Source organism: Bacteroides reticulotermitis JCM 10512, from assembly GCF_000517545.1.
Classification (GTDB): Bacteria; Bacteroidota; Bacteroidia; order Bacteroidales; family Bacteroidaceae; genus Bacteroides; species Bacteroides reticulotermitis.
The window spans coordinates 62871-79435 of the sequence record NZ_BAIV01000022.1; the positions used below are offsets into that span (position 1 = coordinate 62871).

Sequence of the window (16565 nt, forward strand, 5' to 3'; positions counted from 1 at the left end):
TTATGAATAATGATTCAAAAAGCCCGATAGCCGACCTTCAACGACAACAGCTTCTGCTCCGGATGGAGTATGAGTATGAGAAGGAGGAGTTCCAACGACAAACCGAAACCATGGGAGTGGCCCGTAAAGTAAAACGTGGCCTCTGCTGGTATCCCGCCTACCCGGGAAAGAGTTACTATAACTCACTGAACCAATTGGTGATAGAGATCCTACGGAATGAGGACAAGGAGATCGAACACGCTTTTGAATTCGGGCGTCCGGTCTGCTTCTTCCGACAATCGTTCGACGGGAAAGTGACCTATATGAACTTCACCGCCGCAGTCAGCTATGCCGATGAAGAGCGGATGGTGGTGGTACTACCCGGTGCAAGCGCTTTGGCTGACATACAGGCCGAAGAGCAACTGGGCGTGCAGCTTTACTTTGACGAAACGTCTTACCGCGCCATGTTCGATGCGTTGGAAGAGGTGCTCGCTGCCAAAGGGAATCGCCTGGCGGAACTCCGGGAAATCTTACTGGGAACAGCCAAGCCCGGTTTCCGTGAACTTCATCCGGTACGCTTTCCGTGGTTGAACAGTACCCAGGAAACAGCCGTCAACAAGGTATTATGTGCCCGGGACGTAGCCATCGTGCACGGTCCTCCGGGAACGGGAAAGACTACTACGCTGGTAGAGGCTATTTATGAAACGCTTCACCGCGAACCGCAAGTGCTTGTCTGCGCACAAAGCAACACGGCCGTGGATTGGATTAGCGAGAAGTTGGTCGACCGTGGTGTACCCGTACTCCGCATCGGCAACCCTTCCCGAGTGAATGATAAGATGTTGTCGTTCACCTACGAGAGACGTTTCGAGAATCATCCCGCTTATCCCGAACTTTGGGGAATCCGCAAGTCAATCCGGGAACTGAACGGTCAGCTGCGCCGGAAGAACTACTCCGAACGGGAGAGTTTGCGCAACCGCATGAGCCGGCTACGCGATCGGGCCACCGAGTTGGAGATTCTGATCAATGCCGATCTATTCGACGGAGCCGCGTGATAGCTTCCACACTGGTAAGCAGCAGTCACCGGCTACTCAATGGCCGCCGCTTCCCTACCCTGTTTATCGACGAAGCTGCACAAGCACTCGAAGCTGCTTGCTGGATAGCCATCCGCAAAGCCGACCGGGTTGTGCTGGCGGGCGACCACTGTCAACTACCTCCTACGATCAAATGTATCGAAGCAATCCGGGGAGGGTTGGACCACACACTGATGGAAAAAGTTGTCGACCGGAAGCCCGATGCCGTTTCTCTGTTGAAGATGCAATACCGGATGCACGAAGAGATCATGCGCTTCTCCTCCGAGTGGTTCTATCACGGGGAGTTAGAAGCTGCGCCCGAAATCCGTCACCGGGGAATACTCGACTTCGACGATCCCATGAGTTGGATAGATACGTCGGAACTGGATTATCACGAAGAGTTCGTTGGCGAAAGTTTCGGACGTATCAACAAGCAAGAAGCAAACCTGTTGCTGGAAAAACTGGAAGCTTACATCTTGCATATCGGCAAACAGCGCATCTTGGATGAACGCATCGACTTCGGACTGATTTCTCCCTACAAAGCTCAGGTACAATACCTACGTGGCAAGATAAAGGGAAACAGTTTCTTCCGGCCTTTCCGTAGCCTTATCACCGTGAACACAGTCGACGGTTTCCAAGGACAAGAACGGGACGTGATTTTTATCAGTCTGGTACGTGCTAACGAAAGCGGACAAATCGGATTCCTCAACGATCTGCGAAGAATGAATGTAGCCATCACACGTGCCCGGATGAAACTGGTTATCCTGGGAGAGGCTACGACTTTAGCCAAACATCCCTTCTACCGGAAGCTGCTGGAGTTTATCAACCGGTAATAAGAACTCACGCGGGCATCCGCTGATAAAGCCCGCTCGCGATATTTAGTACAACAAGCTTAGGGTCCTTCCTCACTTTAGGTGCAAATTAGCTTTCGTTTAGCCCAATAGTTACCGGATATTTAGATGGTTTTAGCATCCAAATGGTTCTGGAATCACTTGAATTCGGTTTAATATGGCCAACTTTTCAAGTATTAATAGCTTGGGCTTTAGCTATTAATACTCTATTCATCAGGTATTAACAGTTTAAAACTCAAGTAACCTGAATCAAGAACTTCGGTTACGCAGCCCAAGTACTCAGGTTGCCCCAACCTACTACGCGGTTTACCTCACTCAAATGCTCAGTTTACTTAAAACGAATACTCAATCCTACGGAATTACCGCTTTGAAGAAATACAAGTTTTCTTCAAAGCCAAGAGGGGCTAATGATTAGGATAGCACCAAATTCTTGTATTTTCTACTCAAGGATGAGCAAACCTTCAATCCACCAACTAACTCATCAGGTTCGCTCAGGGTATCTCTGAAGCAATATCATCGATCCAAATAGATAGTTGAGTTAAAAAGTGCAAACAATTTACGTCAACCGGCATTTTAAACTTGTATATTTTAGTCAACTTCCGTAATATTTAATTAATTAAATCAAGTTTAAATCCTCACTAAAGTTAAAATAGATAAAATATCGTTTGCATTTTAATCCATTTCTTACACTTATTTGTCTTAGCACTTGTACATTCTAAAGACATATAAATAAAAGGGACAGTATATACAAGTAATTTATTCAAATAATGGTTAAATCTAAAGGTTTTTTTATTATCGTGGCTTTGTTATGCATTGCTAACTCAGCTAGGTCTCAGGATGTTGCTCTGAAATCAAACGTGATAGCCGACGCAACTACAACTCTAAATCTAGCAGCAGAGATCGGGCTTTCCCCAAAAAGGACGTTGGATCTCTATGTGAACTACAATCCTTGGAATTTTGGGGATAATAAGTCTTTCAAACTTCTAATGGTGCAACCGGAATACCGCTTTTGGTTCTGCGAACGCTTCAGTGGTTCCTTCGTGGGTATACATGCTCATGCCGGCGTTTTCAACGTGGGAGGTGTTGACATGCCCTTTGGGATGTGGACCAAGCTGAAGGACAACCGCTACGAAGGCGAGTTTATCGGAGCCGGTATCTCCTATGGATACCAATGGGTGCTAGGCAAACATTGGAATTTGGAAGCCAACATCGGTGCCGGATATGCGCTCATTCACTACGACAAGTACCAGTGTAAAGACTGCGGCAAACGACTTAAAAAAGACCAGACTAAAAACTACTTCGGTCCGACCAAAGCTGCGCTCAGTCTCGTCTATTTATTCTAAAATCCAATCAAGTAAATGAAAAATCTACTCCTACTTTGTACCCTTTTGCTATGTAATTATGCAAATGGGCAGAATCTCTCCATAGAAGAAGCTCGAACGGAGAATATTGACGTCCGAATATCCGATAAGAAGACCTTAGACGTGAATATGGATCTGGTATTGCCGAAAGACTTGAAAATCAGTTCGAACCGTATGCTGATCATCACGCCCGTTGTACGAAACGGCAGTCAGGAAGCACTGTTGACACCCGTGTACATATACGGACGGAAACGCGAAATCATTTCCAAAAGAAAGAACCGTTTGCCGATAGCAGGTAGTCAGGTACTACGTCGCAAGAACCACAAGGAACAAGTGATCAACTACCAAGGCTCAGTGCCCTATGAAGCTTGGATGAAAGGCGGAAACGTCCTACTGGAACAAGAACTATGCGCATGCGGCAACAATCAGGAAGAAACGACAACCAACCAGTTGACCGGTATTCCGAAGCTATACGAAATACCTGAAATTCAATACTGTACCCCGGTTAATGAAACGGTAAAACGTCGTGTATTCAAAGGAACAGCCTACATTGACTTCCCGGTAAACAAGACCGTGATTTACCCCGACTACCGCAAGAATCCGGTAGAATTGGCACGGATAGACAGTACCTGCAAGGGTTTAAGAACAGAGATGTACGGTCGATAAGCATTCACGGATATGCTTCACCCGAGAGTCCGTATACGCACAATGCTTTCTTAGCGAAAGAGCGTACACAAGCACTCAAGAAATACATCATCGATAAATTCGGCATGGCCGACTCGTTGTTTACCACTGGTTATACACCGGAAGATTGGGAGGGCCTTGTCCGCTTTGCCAGAGAATCGGACTTGAAAGACAGAGACCGCATTCTCGAAATCGCTCATCAAGACATCCACCCGGACAACAAAGAGCAGTTGCTCAAACGCTTGGGCGAAACCTACCTATACATCAGCCAGCACTGGTTCCCGGCACTCCGCCATTCGGACTATGAAATCGAATACGTTCTTCCGAACTTCACCCCGGCACAGGCGCGCATCATGGCTAAACAAGATCCGTCTCAACTGAGTCTTTTCGAGATGTACAACGCAGCCCAGCTCTGTGAAAAGGGTTCTGCCGAGTATAACGAAATCATGGAAGCCGCCGTACGTGTGTTCCCCGATAGTCCCGAAGCTAACCTGAACGCGGCCGCCATGGAGCTGGAACGCGGCAACCTGGAAGCAGCGAAGAAATACCTGAAGAAAGCGGATATGAGTTCACCGGCTGCTCAAAGTAATATGAAACGCATCACCTTATTGGAGGAGGAACAGAAATGATAAAATCAATCTATAAGATTTCATGGGCAGTCTTGCCTCTGCTACTAAACTCTTGTATCAAAAAGGATTACGATACGGAGAACTGTTACGGGCAATACACCATAACGCCTATCACCCCGGTGGAACTGGGATTGGGCGATCACGTGGAGTTGAAGAACACCCAGACCACCATCATCTTCCCGAATGGCAGCGCCCAGCCGGTAGAGATAGGTAGTGACAAGGTGCTCGAATTGTATAAAGGCACCCATACAGTGATCCCTGTAAAGGGGGCTGACGATAAGGTTACCGTTGACCGCACCGTAGTAAGTGTAGCCACCGATACCGACGGTACGGTACTCGATCCGAGCGACTTTGTAGGAGGTTACCGCAACATTGATATTCCGGCAACCGTTCCCGATTGGCAAATAATCAACTACGACGTACCGACCTTGGTACAGACGCGTGTCTTGATTCTCAAAGTGAAGTTCGTAGGGAACAACACTTCGTTTATCAATTCATTCTCAGGTATAATCAAGGGAGTCACACTTTCGCGTGACTTGAACAAAGCGTTCGCCAACAATGGTCCGAAAGAGCACCCCGCTCTATCTACCGGATCGGTCAACTACCCGCTCAATTCGACAGACGACAAAGGCTTTCAGACGAATGGACGCCGCCTGTTGGGTGTGGACGGAAACGTATCGCAGATACTCGACCTAACCCTCAACTATAACGGAGGGCTTAGCAAACCATACACCTTCGACCTGACTCAAGAATTGGATGGTTTCCATACCAAGGAGGTTACTTCTCCCTGGGTTATCGAGCTTGTCATCCAGTTGGGAGCCGACTTCCAAGTTACGATAGAAGATTGGAAGTCCGGTCCTGAGATATGGATGGACGCCCATTAACAAAGAGAATGAACCTTATTAATTTTTAGAAAATCTTATAATTACAATAGCGTATGAAATCAGTTATTCATAAATCAATCCTAGGCTGTTCTGTACTGACCATTTTGGCTACAGCTTGCAACTCGGATGAGCAACTTTCAGCCATAACGGATCAAACCCCTGCCAACATTTCAGCAGGAGTCGGTTCGTCTGAGAAAAGCGGCGTTACTCGCGCCACAGATGCTGTTTGGGCAGCTAATGACCACATCGGAATTACCATGTTAGAGTATCCCCTACCCGCACAGAGAAGCGGACAACCACCTGTGGGTGTTGTGCAGGGTTACAGCAACCAAGACTACCTGACATCGCTCGGCGACGGACGGTTCATGCCAAGTTCGGTAGATAAGATCATGTATTTTCCGGTCAACGGAAGCCAAGTTACTTTCAAAGCATACTATCCGTACACCAGCTCACTGCCTGCCAATTTCGTGAAAGCAGTCGATGTGGTAAGCCAGACCGATTTGGCATCTATCGACTTGATGACAGCGGTGCATACCAACAATAGCAATTCGAAAGATCAGCCGAATGTGGATCTGAAGTTCTACCACCGCCTATCAAAGGTGATTGTAAACTTAGATGCAGACGCGCCTATCGACCTGACGGGTTGTAAACTCGTTCTGAAAGGGATGAAGACCCAAGCCGACTACGACCTGATGGGCGAAAAGCTGTCGGTCAAAGACGACTCCAATGCCGATATCCAAATCCCGTTGAAGAACAACAGCGGACAAGGTATCTTGCTGCCTCGCGCGGTTGGTGAAGGAGTTACTTTCGCGGTTACAACAGCTGCCGGAGGTACCTACACAGCGACGATGGCTAGCGATCTCGAATTGAAAAGCGGCTATAAATACACGTTCAACGTGAAGCTGAGAACTACTCCGGCGGTGATTACAGCTACAATCGAACCATGGAGCGAAGGCACTACGAAGTCGATGGAAGTGGTACGTTTGGTAACCGATCTGGGTACGAACGCCGATTTTAAAGATAACGAACAACTGAAACTTTACCTGAAAGAGACTCAAACGTCAACAGGTACCGCCGTAGCCAATCCGGAATTTGCATTGGCCGGTAACTTTACCTATAACGAAACAGCCGATCTATGGACTCCACTCGCCCCGCTTTATTGGGAAAACATCTATGGAGATCCGGTGGACTTCCGCGCTACTTCTGTGTTGGCTGCCAAACTAAACAGTACACAGATGGATGATATTTTGGTTTCGGACGATGTAGCCGTAGGCCAATACAAAGGGGTAAACCTATTGATGAAGCATGTTGGTTCCAAACTGACTGTCGAACTAAAATCGACTGACGGAACATTTACAGCAGCCGACCTGAAAGGGGCAGCGGTTACTTTGCCGAACTACCTGAACAGCGGTACATTGAACGAAACAACAGGTACATTCGTAGTAGGTACAGGCACGGGAACGATCACTCCGGAAAACGGGGTTGCCATATTCCCTCCGCAAACCATTGCCAAAGGAAACCTACTTGCAAAAGTAGTTATCAACGGCCGTACGTATGAAGTGAAAGAAGACGCTTCCGACTTTATCTACCAAGCGGGAACAGCTTACAAATTGATTCTGGACGTGAAGAAAGCCAATGTTTTAATCAGCACCAAGGTGGTTGACTGGGTAGAACAAGACGCGATCAACAAGACGGTACAAATCGGTAAAGCAACCCTCGCAACTAATGAAGGCGACTTGAAGAATGGCGACCAACTCTTCCTGTACACAAGCAGCGCAGCGGTTCCGGGCCACTTCACCTACAACTCAACAGCCAACGACTGGCAATACAGCGATTCATCCGCTCCTCTCTATTGGGAGAACATCGATAATACCGGTTTGCTGTATGCTTCGATCACACGTCCGGAAATAAACGCTACTCCGGCTAACAATCAATCGAAAGATTATATCACAGCTACTCCGCTGGTAAACGATGGCGGTAAAACCAATACGGCTCTCAACCTGAACATGGCACACCGTGTTGCTCAGGTAAGAATCAAACTGACATCGAGCACCTACACAGCGGCTCAATTGAAAGCAGCTAAGATCACCCTTCCGGGCTATCAAATCGGTGGAACGATGAATCAGGTGTATATACACCGGGAACTCAGGTAGGTACAATCACACTGGATTCTCCGAACAATACCGACATCGTTACTTCGGCTTACTTGCAACCACAGACGGTTACTACCGGATCGAATATCGTTGTTATCGACTTCCCACTCGTAGGCAATCGTCAGTATAAGCTTACGCATGACGCGAATATCGTATACAAAGCCGGAGAGATCACCAACCTGATTATCGACATCAAGGCATCCGACCTGAAAGTATCTGTTAGCGTAACCGATTGGACAAGCCAGATGCACAACCTCTTCCTTTCATTTGCAGAGGCAGCCGCATCAGCTAGTGGTTTTGAGAACGGTGACCAGATTAAATTCTACAAAGTATCGGGTAGCAATGTGACAAGTGCACAGACTATTTATACCTACAACAACAATGCTATCACTTCGACTTCTCCTTGGTTCAGAGATGATTTCCAAACAGGTGAGAAGCTAACCGGCGTATTCTCCGCAGATCTGCCTACGGTTGCTTCGGGTGCTAGTACTTTCCCATGGGTTTGCAAGAGCACCGGGGTTACCAATGCACATAAAGACGATATTATAATCGCTGCTCCTTCGGGCACTAACGGAGTTATTAACGCCGGTAGCGCGAATGTATCACTGAACTTCCAACACGTATTGAGCAAGGTAACGATTAACCTATTCAACGGTGCAGGATTTACCGCTTCCGATTTGGTTCCGAGTGTTATTAAACTGACTAACTTCAAGCTATCGGGTACCGTGAATGTAGTGGCCGGCACGGCAACTCCTACCGGCACAGCAACCGCTTCCTTCTCTCCGACATCGATTACTCCGAACACAGTTGAGGGTAAGGGTACGGCCGTTGCTAGCTATCAAGCATTGGTTATGCCTCAGGTTATCGGAACAGTCGGTGGCAGCAAGACCGCAATTGCTACTATAACGCTGAACGGACAGACTTACAATGCCGAGATTGAGAGCTACAACTTCAAGGCAGGTGAGAACCATGTATTCAACATCACATTAGCAAAGACGGAGTTACAAATCAGTGCAACCGTAGCCCCATGGCTTAATGGAACGGGTGGAAGTATCATCATACAATAATCCGAAAAGCTCAAGATAATGAAGAAATATATTTATCATACTACAGTGATGGGAATATTCGGACTATTGGCTTTGTCCGGCTGCAACAATGAAGTTGCAGCACCGGACACGGAGCTAGTTCCTATATCCTTCAACACCAATCTTCCGACAGCTGCGGTCGCAAGCATGACACGTGCCACCACGTTCACCAACGGTGACAAGGTGGGTATCGTAGCCGCCAATGTTGCGACCGAATCACCGTTACCCGCCGCATCAGGATGGCTAACAAGCAACTTATACCTGAATCATGAAGTGGGTACAATCGGTAACGCTACTTGGGAACATGGATATTTGGAATACCCCATCTCGTTAAGTTCGGTCAAGTATTGGCCTTTCGAACCTAACAAATACCTGGGTTTCGTGGCATACAGCCCCATACCGAGCGTTGAATCCCGGATCACTCGTCCGACAAGTGATATGAACCTGACTGTACAGAATGGTACTGCAGGTAGCTTCTTCCCCGATTTGCTATACACCAACGTGGTGGGCAACTATAATAAATCAAGGGTTTCGGTTCTACTCGACTTCAAACATGCCATGGCTAAATTGGTGGTAAGAGTGATCGCAGTAGATCAGGACGGTAATGTGCTCTCTAGCGGACATCCGGTGAATCAGTTACGAATCACGTCGTTGATTGTTAACACGAAAGTTACACAGGGTAGTTTCAACCTGGTTTCTTCGCAGTGGACACTGGCCAACCCGGCAGGTGGAGCGGCCTCGCAAACAGCCTATACGCTGGTATCGCCAACGGGAACTCCGGCAACGATACCATACGATAACTCCACAACTTCAACCAGTTATCTATTGCCACAAACCGCCGGTGTGAATACGGTAGCCTTGAGCAGTCTGGTCTTCAAAGTGAAAGACACAAGCATCGATACTGAGGTGGGTGGAGAATACACTTTAGACCAGTTCAAGCAGCTCGACGAGACGCCTGTTACTCTTGAGATGGGTAAAACCACCGTTCTATTGGTCAAGCTGCAATACACAGCTATTCCGCCTATCACGCCAACGATCAAGATCGAAGGACAATTGGTTGAATGGGACTACAAGGGAACGAGTACGGTAGTAATTGAATAACAAAGTAAAGTGAATAAAGACATGTGTAAACAACTATATAAAGGTGTACTACCTGCCTGCTACTCACTCTCCTCGCCGCTTGTTCCAACGAGCAGTTGGAGGATGACAATCTCACGCAGGGAAACACTCCTGTAGAACTCTCAGGAGTCCTGACACGCGCCACAGGTGACGGGCAGCTGATTAATACCGGTAACCCTTTAGCCGACTATCAGACTCAGAATGTAAAGTTCTTCCTCTCTGCACGTACGGCCGCATCAGACAAAACATACTTCTCCAACATGGCCATGAGTGTAGGAAAGGACGCTTCGGGTGGTAGAAATGAGTTGATCTCCGGTGTATACTATCCCTTGGGCAAGACAGCCATCAATCTGTTCGCTCATACGGGCGCAGCAGCAACCAATGGAGAAATACCGCTAACCTCGGGAACCAGCCAGTGGGCCAACGACGTCTTATTGGGAAAGGGAAGCAATGAATCGGGCACGGTAATCTCCGGTTATTCGGAAGACCCGATCAAATACATCACGTTCAAACATTTAATGACGAAGGTCGATATTAAAATCGAGGTGGACGGCAGTGTGGAAAACCAACAACCGCGCACGTTATCTTTGAAACTCAGCAATGCGGCCGCACTCAACCGGGGAACTTATAATATGTTCACCGGTGTAGCAACCAGTACAGCCGGGTCGGGCGATTACACTCTCGGTGTCGGAACACAATATTTGCTACCTTCGGGCGCTAAGTTGAACGATGCCGCCAGCCGGGTATTCTCGTACGTCAAAATAGACGACTATGTGGCTACGGCTGCCGATCTTGATGGAATAAATATACCGCAAGCGGAGAAAGACAATGGTGTGGGCGGAACTGTAAAATCTGATTTTGTATTGCAACCGGGCTTATCCTATACACTCACCTTCCACATCAAACGTTTGCAATTGATTGGCTTGACGTTGACACTGAACGACTGGGCAACGTCTTCCACCTCCGGTAACTGGGGATACGATCCTTACAGACCCAAAGTGACTGTGGAAGGAGGTTATACTAATGCTTCCGCCAACCTGATCAAGAAGATGGTGTTGAAGCACACCAACGGTGGAAGCACGTACCAATACATTGGCAGTTCAGAGGTTGACGGTTCGAACACGTTCATGAAGTTCGTTACCCTCCCGAAAAATCTGGATACTGCAACTGGCTTAACCGCTGACTTGTACACAGACAGTGGCTTGCTTATCAAGAACGTGGCAATCACATATGACACTACCAACGGCTTGGCTTTCACACTCGATCCAAACGGATTGGTGCAGAAGGGCGCATATTATGAAGTCGGCACACCGCTGCAATTCGCCTTGCTAATGAAGAGCCCGGAAGCCAAAGAGTATCGGTTAATCAACGACATCGATATGAACAACAGTCCGCTCACCTTTAGCCCTTCAGCATTCCCCAGCGGATCCACACTGGACGGCAACGGATTCAGCATCCTTCATTTCCAGACAGCGGGCACCGGATTGGTTACGACCAACCGGGGAATCTTGAGAAATGTTCGCATCGATTCCGGTAAGATTAAGCCGGCAACAACTACGGGCTACGTCGGTGGTATCTGTGCCGAGAATCTGGGAACGATCGAAGCCTGTGTAAATGAGGCTGATATCGAAGCCGGTACGGCGCAAATAGCGGGTGGTATCTGTGGAGTAAACCAGGCAGCAGGCCGGGTACTTGCTTGCCTTAGCACCGGAAACATATTGAATGCCACTACCGTTGGAGGTATCTGTGGAGAGAACTTGAGCACCACGGCCGGAGCGATCACCGCTTGTATCAGCACGGGATCTCTCAACAAAGCCGCTACGAATCTGGGAGGTATCTGCGGTAAGTACGAGGGAGCCGCCAGCAAGGTGATCAACACATGCTTCTGGTTGACAGGAACAGCTCGTAAGAACCAGGCAGTAAGCGATGAGGTCGCTATTGGAAACAAAACCTTGGCCACTGTTGGCAGCTTCACACAAGAAGCAGCGGAACTTCCCGCAACAACCATTCGGAGTGCAACCATTATCGACAAATTGTCGGTAGCCGGCGGAAGCGTTTGGGGCTTCCAGCTGGTAGCAGCAGATTCTTCCTGGCCGATTCCCGTGCGCAAGCCATAACCCGAATCATAATAAAAAAACGAAGCGATGAATAAAACAATGAAATATATTGCCTGTCTGGGAGTAATCCTACTATCTCTCTCCTTTCACGGATGTTCGGAAGAGACGCTGGATACCCCTGCATCTAAAGGTACTGCCCTCAACCTATATGTAGGCAGTACCACCGGGGCCACTACCCGTTTGGGAGAATTGACGAACCCGAGTCAGATAAACGACCTGGTCGATAACAAAAACCACATCGGCCTCTATGTTTACTATCAGGACGATTACAGTGCCAACAACCTAACCAAACCTTACATCCGTAACCTCGAATGTAAGATTAGCGGTTCGCAGTTGGTTCCCGTAGACGGAAGCAGCATCTACATCTATGACCGGATGACGATTGTCGCCTTTTATCCATACAACAAGGATTTCGTACACGATTTCGCCGTACAGTCGGACGAAACGGAGTACCCCATCACGGAAAGCAATTACGAGAATCAGACTTACATTCCCTACCGTGCGCAGGCCAATGTAAATCCGACAAACGCCTATTATGTAGCTCTCGAATTGGTACCACAACAAACGTTCAAGGTAGAAGTGGTATTAGTTGCCAACAACCCCGCCAGCTTTCCGAAGACGACCGACACCAGTTACAAGAATGGCGACATCAAGCTATTGCCGAGTATCGACCCGTATAGCACCACCTACACTTCCGGTGTTGACCGCCGCGAGTATTGGGTAGACCGGATGGATAACTTCGTACCGGATGGCGGAGGAAAGTATGTCCGTCGCTACAACGCTTATATCTGGAAGAGTACCCTGAACAGCAAACATCATGACGGTAAGAATCACGATGACAACAAGATTGAGAAGGGCGACTTGCTTTTCCAAAGCGATGAACTGACACTGATAGTTCCCGAAACGCTGGACTTCGGACAACGAATTGTATATCGCTACGGATACAATATGGATTCGGGAGAGATCTTCATTCCAACTTCCGAAAATCTGGTTTACGACGCTAAGACGCTTCAGGCAACCGCTTCAGGCGGAGGCGGTGGTTATCAGGTGTGCGACATCGATTTGGCAGCAGGAGGCATAACCAACTGGGTATCTCCCAAATACTATATGGGAACCTATGACGGTGGCGGCCATGCCATTAAGAATCTGGTCATAAACACTGCCCCCACGAGCAACAACACCGATCAAACAGGCAAACAAGGCTTCGGCTTATTCGGTAGCGTGATCGGGGAAGCAACCTTGAAGAATATCAACCTGGTTTCTCCTTCGATAACAGTCGACTTTACAAACACAGCCTTGAAAGATACCTGCTATGTAGGTGGCTTATGCGGTATTGTGAATCCGGCCATTCCCGAAGATATCATCAAGCAATTAATCACAATCGATGTTCCACCCGAAGTTTCGGGTGCTATACGTGAAGCCTTGATGGAGGAACGCATGCAGAATTATGCCAATACAACCAGCACCATACGTGGATGCAAAGTAAGTGATCCGCATATCGTAGTCGATGGTGAGAATGTAATTGCAGGCGGACTCTGCGGAGAAGCGGGTAATCAAAAGAATCTGGCTTCTATCAAAGACTCGTATGTTTCGCAATCAGTCTCTTCGACTGCTATTATCTCGGTAAACGCTGATACGGAAGAGGTGAAAAGTAAATACTCCAACGCATCTGTGGGTAGCTTCTGCGGCTTACTGAGTGCAGGTACTATTACCAACAGTTATAGCGCGATGACTACTACACACGTCACCGGCTTTGTGCGAACAGTTACGCCGGGCACAGGAAATAATCCGCCAACAATCGGGTCGAAACAGATTGCCAACGGATTCTGTAACATAACTACCGGATCATCCGCAAGCATCGCCAATGCATACACTGAAATACCGAACTCGACCACAAACGGGGTAACGTCTTTCGTTAGCGGATGGCCGAGTTGGCCGTTGTTCGAGGGTGACCCTACTTCAAACGGTAAGTCGAAATGGCCGGCTCTTAGCTGGAACAACTCGTGGGCTGACGTCGGTGCCGCTCCTACTACCTATCCTACACTGATATGGGAGCATCCACTTTATATTGAAAACAAGTAAACGGTGATAGATATGAAAATCAATTCAATCCTATATACTTTCGCAACGCTTGCCGCATTTTCCTTGTTGTCGGCTTGCCAGAGTGACAACGAAAATCCGGCAGAGACCGAAGAGACCACGCTTTCTTTCTATCCTACGATAGCGAGTATGAATCAGGAAGGCACAACGCGTGCCGCAGGTGCTTTCTTCAACACAGGCGACCAGATTACGATCAAGTCGACTACCAGTCGCCCGGGAGATCCAGAAACGTCAAGTGCATACACATATAACGCTACTACCGGGACGTTTACCGGCAACCTCCGGTTCAAACTGGACAATACGTATATGAAGAGTTTAGTAGCCGTATGGCCCAGCGCCACTGAACGGGCACTGCCTCTCATTACCGACCAGCGTAAATTGGAGGACTACCGGAAAGCCGACCGCTTGAAAGCAGAGGCTAATACGAACAATATTTTACCTACTTCCGAACCGATTCCGCTTAACTTCAAGCACGAACAGAGCCGACTGACTTTCCGCTTGGCAGGCCAGAACGCAAACGGCTTGTATATCAAAGCGCTTATCGTGGAACTGATGGCAAGCGTAGACGGCCAAGCAGCCAAGTCTACCGCCTTCTGGGCCTATTGCAAAGACGATGGCATGGCCGAACTGATACTTCCTCCGGGTGTTGAGCTCAAAGGGGTAAGCGATCCGCTGATGATTGGATTGGTTACCGTGGGAAACAAAGACAATAACGCCCTAAACTTCCGGGGTGGTGTCTATATCCCGGCTTCAACCAGCATCACATTGCAAGCCTGCACGGATTATCTGGTAACACTGACTCCACAGGGTTACGGTTTGTCTGCCCATATCACCATCGAAACGTTCGTACCTGACGAAGGCTATATCGGTATTCCGATTCAAATGCCGGAACTGATATCGGAAGGAAACTACAAGATCAACACCGTAACTCAATTGGTTACCCTTTCCCGCTTATTGGCAGGAGGATACATCAAGGGACAGGATGCGGCTACCTGGAAAAGTTATCAGTACGTGATCGACGACAACTTAGCCATGTCGGTCAATGGGAAGCTTTACTTCCTCCCGATCGACGCTTCGCTAAAGAGTCACTTTAACAAGGAGGTGATACCGGACGCTTTAGAACCCGATACCAACTTTGCTTTATTCAACAACTAAAGAGAATCATAGAATGAAACATCATATTTATATTGTCATGAGTGTAGTTGCGTTCGCCTTCATGGGAGGTGCGTGCAGCCAGACAGACGACTACCAAGCCGGCGAGGAGACTCAAACAACACCGGTGGAAGGGATTGCTTTATCATTGGAGAGTTCTCAGGCAACGATAGAAACCGGCACAAGAGCCACCGTTTCAGGTTACTCCATCAACTCTTCGATCGATCCGACTAATAAGGATCCTAAGCTTCGGACTAACTGGAAACTGGATTTCAAGCTTTTCTATCAGTCAAGCGGTGCAACTACTGAATATTTAGCAGGTAGTTTCCTCGGCGGCATTTACGATTCGGCGACAGATAAGCAATACTGGCGGCCGGTTCCCACAGGGGGCACGGACAAGTGGTATTTCCCGAACTACTTTCATCCCACAGCCAATCTGCTGATCTATCCCGATCCGGCAGGTGTAGCGTATCCGGCAGCTGTTGAGCTCGATCAGTCAACCTCAGCGGCTCTGATGGCGCAGGATATCTTATTCAAGAATAATGAGCCGGTACAAATTGCGCATAACATGATCTATGCTACCAGCGGCAGTTCAACAAGAAGCATTTCGGTAAATCACCAACGTTCCATGCTCGACTTCATCGTCAGCGATGTGGTACATGCCGATATTGCCAGCGTTACAGTGGTAGTCGGTACGGGAGTTACAGCCAAAGAATACACACCTTTTCAGGTGCAGAAGACGGGAACCACTACCGGTAATCAAGAGTATCTGCTTATCTTACCGGAAACGACTAGCACAGCTCCGGTGGTAAAGATCAAGACGATGGACAATTCCGCCGCAGGGGCAAGCCCGATCACCTATCTGTTTACCGTAGGAACTACGGCATTTGCAAGCAACAGGTGTTACTATTTCACATTGCAAGGCAACCAGGTTGCCTTCTCTCCGGTCACGGTAACCGACTGGACAACCGGACAACCGGTATCAGGCGAATACATTGCGGTTACGGCTTACCCGACTTTCAAAGGGACTCCGAACACAACGATTTACTTGTATTATGATAACAAACTGACCGAATCGAACGGTGCAGGTGGAACTCGTCCGAAGTTGCAAGCAGTGACTTTCAACAACGAGGGCGAATGTACCTTCAAGCCGGACGGTCGTGTGATTACGCATATCGGAGTGGTAAACGATTTCAGCCAATTGATCGACCTCTCCACTACCTCAAGTACAATCAAGTTGGATAAGATGTATATCGATCTGACAAGTATACTAGGCCTGATTAATCCACCGGGATAAAGTCCATTCATCATTCAAAAAAAGTAGGGCTGCCTTTCCAAAAGGGCAGCCCTACTTCTATGGCAATATACCTAAGATTGTAAT

General features: G+C 48.1%; 11 protein-coding genes and 1 pseudogene. All 12 read left to right on the top strand.

Annotation, left to right across the window (positions count from 1 at the left end):
• Positions 1-2: 2 nt before the first annotated feature.
• The 12 genes and pseudogenes from JCM10512_RS24645 (at position 3) to JCM10512_RS13650 (ending at position 16481) form a co-directional block, all read left to right on the top strand.
• Positions 3-1882, top strand: a pseudogene (locus JCM10512_RS24645) (AAA domain-containing protein).
• A gap of 785 nt (positions 1883-2667) precedes the next feature.
• Positions 2668-3243, top strand: a complete 576-nt coding sequence (locus JCM10512_RS13605) for a DUF3575 domain-containing protein (protein ID WP_044163848.1) — start codon at positions 2668-2670, stop codon at positions 3241-3243.
• A gap of 15 nt (positions 3244-3258) precedes the next feature.
• On the top strand, positions 3259-3927 hold the full coding sequence (locus JCM10512_RS21430; protein ID WP_148298402.1) for a DUF3868 domain-containing protein: 669 nt from the start codon (positions 3259-3261) through the stop codon (positions 3925-3927).
• 104 nt (positions 3928-4031) lie between these two features.
• Complete coding sequence (locus tag JCM10512_RS21435; RefSeq protein WP_052517221.1) at positions 4032-4574, top strand: hypothetical protein; 543 nt, start codon at positions 4032-4034, stop codon at positions 4572-4574.
• Positions 4571-5458, top strand: a complete 888-nt coding sequence (locus tag JCM10512_RS13615; protein WP_044163851.1) for a hypothetical protein — start codon at positions 4571-4573, stop codon at positions 5456-5458. The genes JCM10512_RS21435 and JCM10512_RS13615 overlap by 4 nt, the downstream gene beginning before the upstream one ends.
• A gap of 53 nt (positions 5459-5511) precedes the next feature.
• A complete protein-coding gene (locus JCM10512_RS21440) occupies positions 5512-7611 on the top strand; it encodes a fimbrillin family protein (RefSeq protein ID WP_052517222.1) in 2100 nt (699 codons plus the stop codon).
• A gap of 53 nt (positions 7612-7664) precedes the next feature.
• Complete coding sequence (locus JCM10512_RS13625) at positions 7665-8678, top strand: fimbrillin family protein (RefSeq protein ID WP_044163853.1); 1014 nt, start codon at positions 7665-7667, stop codon at positions 8676-8678.
• Positions 8679-8696: 18 nt separating this feature from the next.
• Positions 8697-9797 (top strand): fimbrillin family protein, encoded by a 1101-nt coding sequence (locus tag JCM10512_RS13630; RefSeq protein WP_044163855.1) that lies wholly within the window; start codon positions 8697-8699, stop codon positions 9795-9797.
• Between the two features lie 95 nt (positions 9798-9892).
• On the top strand, positions 9893-11932 hold the full coding sequence (locus tag JCM10512_RS13635; RefSeq protein ID WP_044163857.1) for a fimbrillin family protein: 2040 nt from the start codon (positions 9893-9895) through the stop codon (positions 11930-11932).
• A gap of 27 nt (positions 11933-11959) precedes the next feature.
• Positions 11960-14014: a fimbrillin family protein gene (locus tag JCM10512_RS13640; protein ID WP_044163860.1), complete on the top strand. Its 2055-nt coding sequence runs from the start codon at positions 11960-11962 to the stop codon at positions 14012-14014.
• A gap of 12 nt (positions 14015-14026) precedes the next feature.
• On the top strand, positions 14027-15187 hold the full coding sequence (locus JCM10512_RS13645; protein ID WP_044163862.1) for a fimbrillin family protein: 1161 nt from the start codon (positions 14027-14029) through the stop codon (positions 15185-15187).
• A gap of 13 nt (positions 15188-15200) precedes the next feature.
• A complete protein-coding gene (locus tag JCM10512_RS13650; protein ID WP_148298403.1) occupies positions 15201-16481 on the top strand; it encodes a hypothetical protein in 1281 nt (426 codons plus the stop codon).
• Positions 16482-16565: the final 84 nt, after the last annotated feature.

Coding starts and splice junctions, on each gene's coding strand:
- JCM10512_RS21430 (WP_148298402.1), top strand. CDS start 3,259: ATGAAAAATCTACTCCTACTTTGTACCCTTTTGCTATGTAATTATGCA.
- JCM10512_RS21435 (WP_052517221.1), top strand. CDS start 4,032: ATGGCCGACTCGTTGTTTACCACTGGTTATACACCGGAAGATTGGGAG.
- JCM10512_RS13650 (WP_148298403.1), top strand. CDS start 15,201: ATGAAACATCATATTTATATTGTCATGAGTGTAGTTGCGTTCGCCTTC.
- JCM10512_RS13645 (WP_044163862.1), top strand. CDS start 14,027: ATGAAAATCAATTCAATCCTATATACTTTCGCAACGCTTGCCGCATTT.
- JCM10512_RS13615 (WP_044163851.1), top strand. CDS start 4,571: ATGATAAAATCAATCTATAAGATTTCATGGGCAGTCTTGCCTCTGCTA.
- JCM10512_RS13605 (WP_044163848.1), top strand. CDS start 2,668: ATGGTTAAATCTAAAGGTTTTTTTATTATCGTGGCTTTGTTATGCATT.
- JCM10512_RS13630 (WP_044163855.1), top strand. CDS start 8,697: ATGAAGAAATATATTTATCATACTACAGTGATGGGAATATTCGGACTA.
- JCM10512_RS21440 (WP_052517222.1), top strand. CDS start 5,512: ATGAAATCAGTTATTCATAAATCAATCCTAGGCTGTTCTGTACTGACC.
- JCM10512_RS13640 (WP_044163860.1), top strand. CDS start 11,960: ATGAATAAAACAATGAAATATATTGCCTGTCTGGGAGTAATCCTACTA.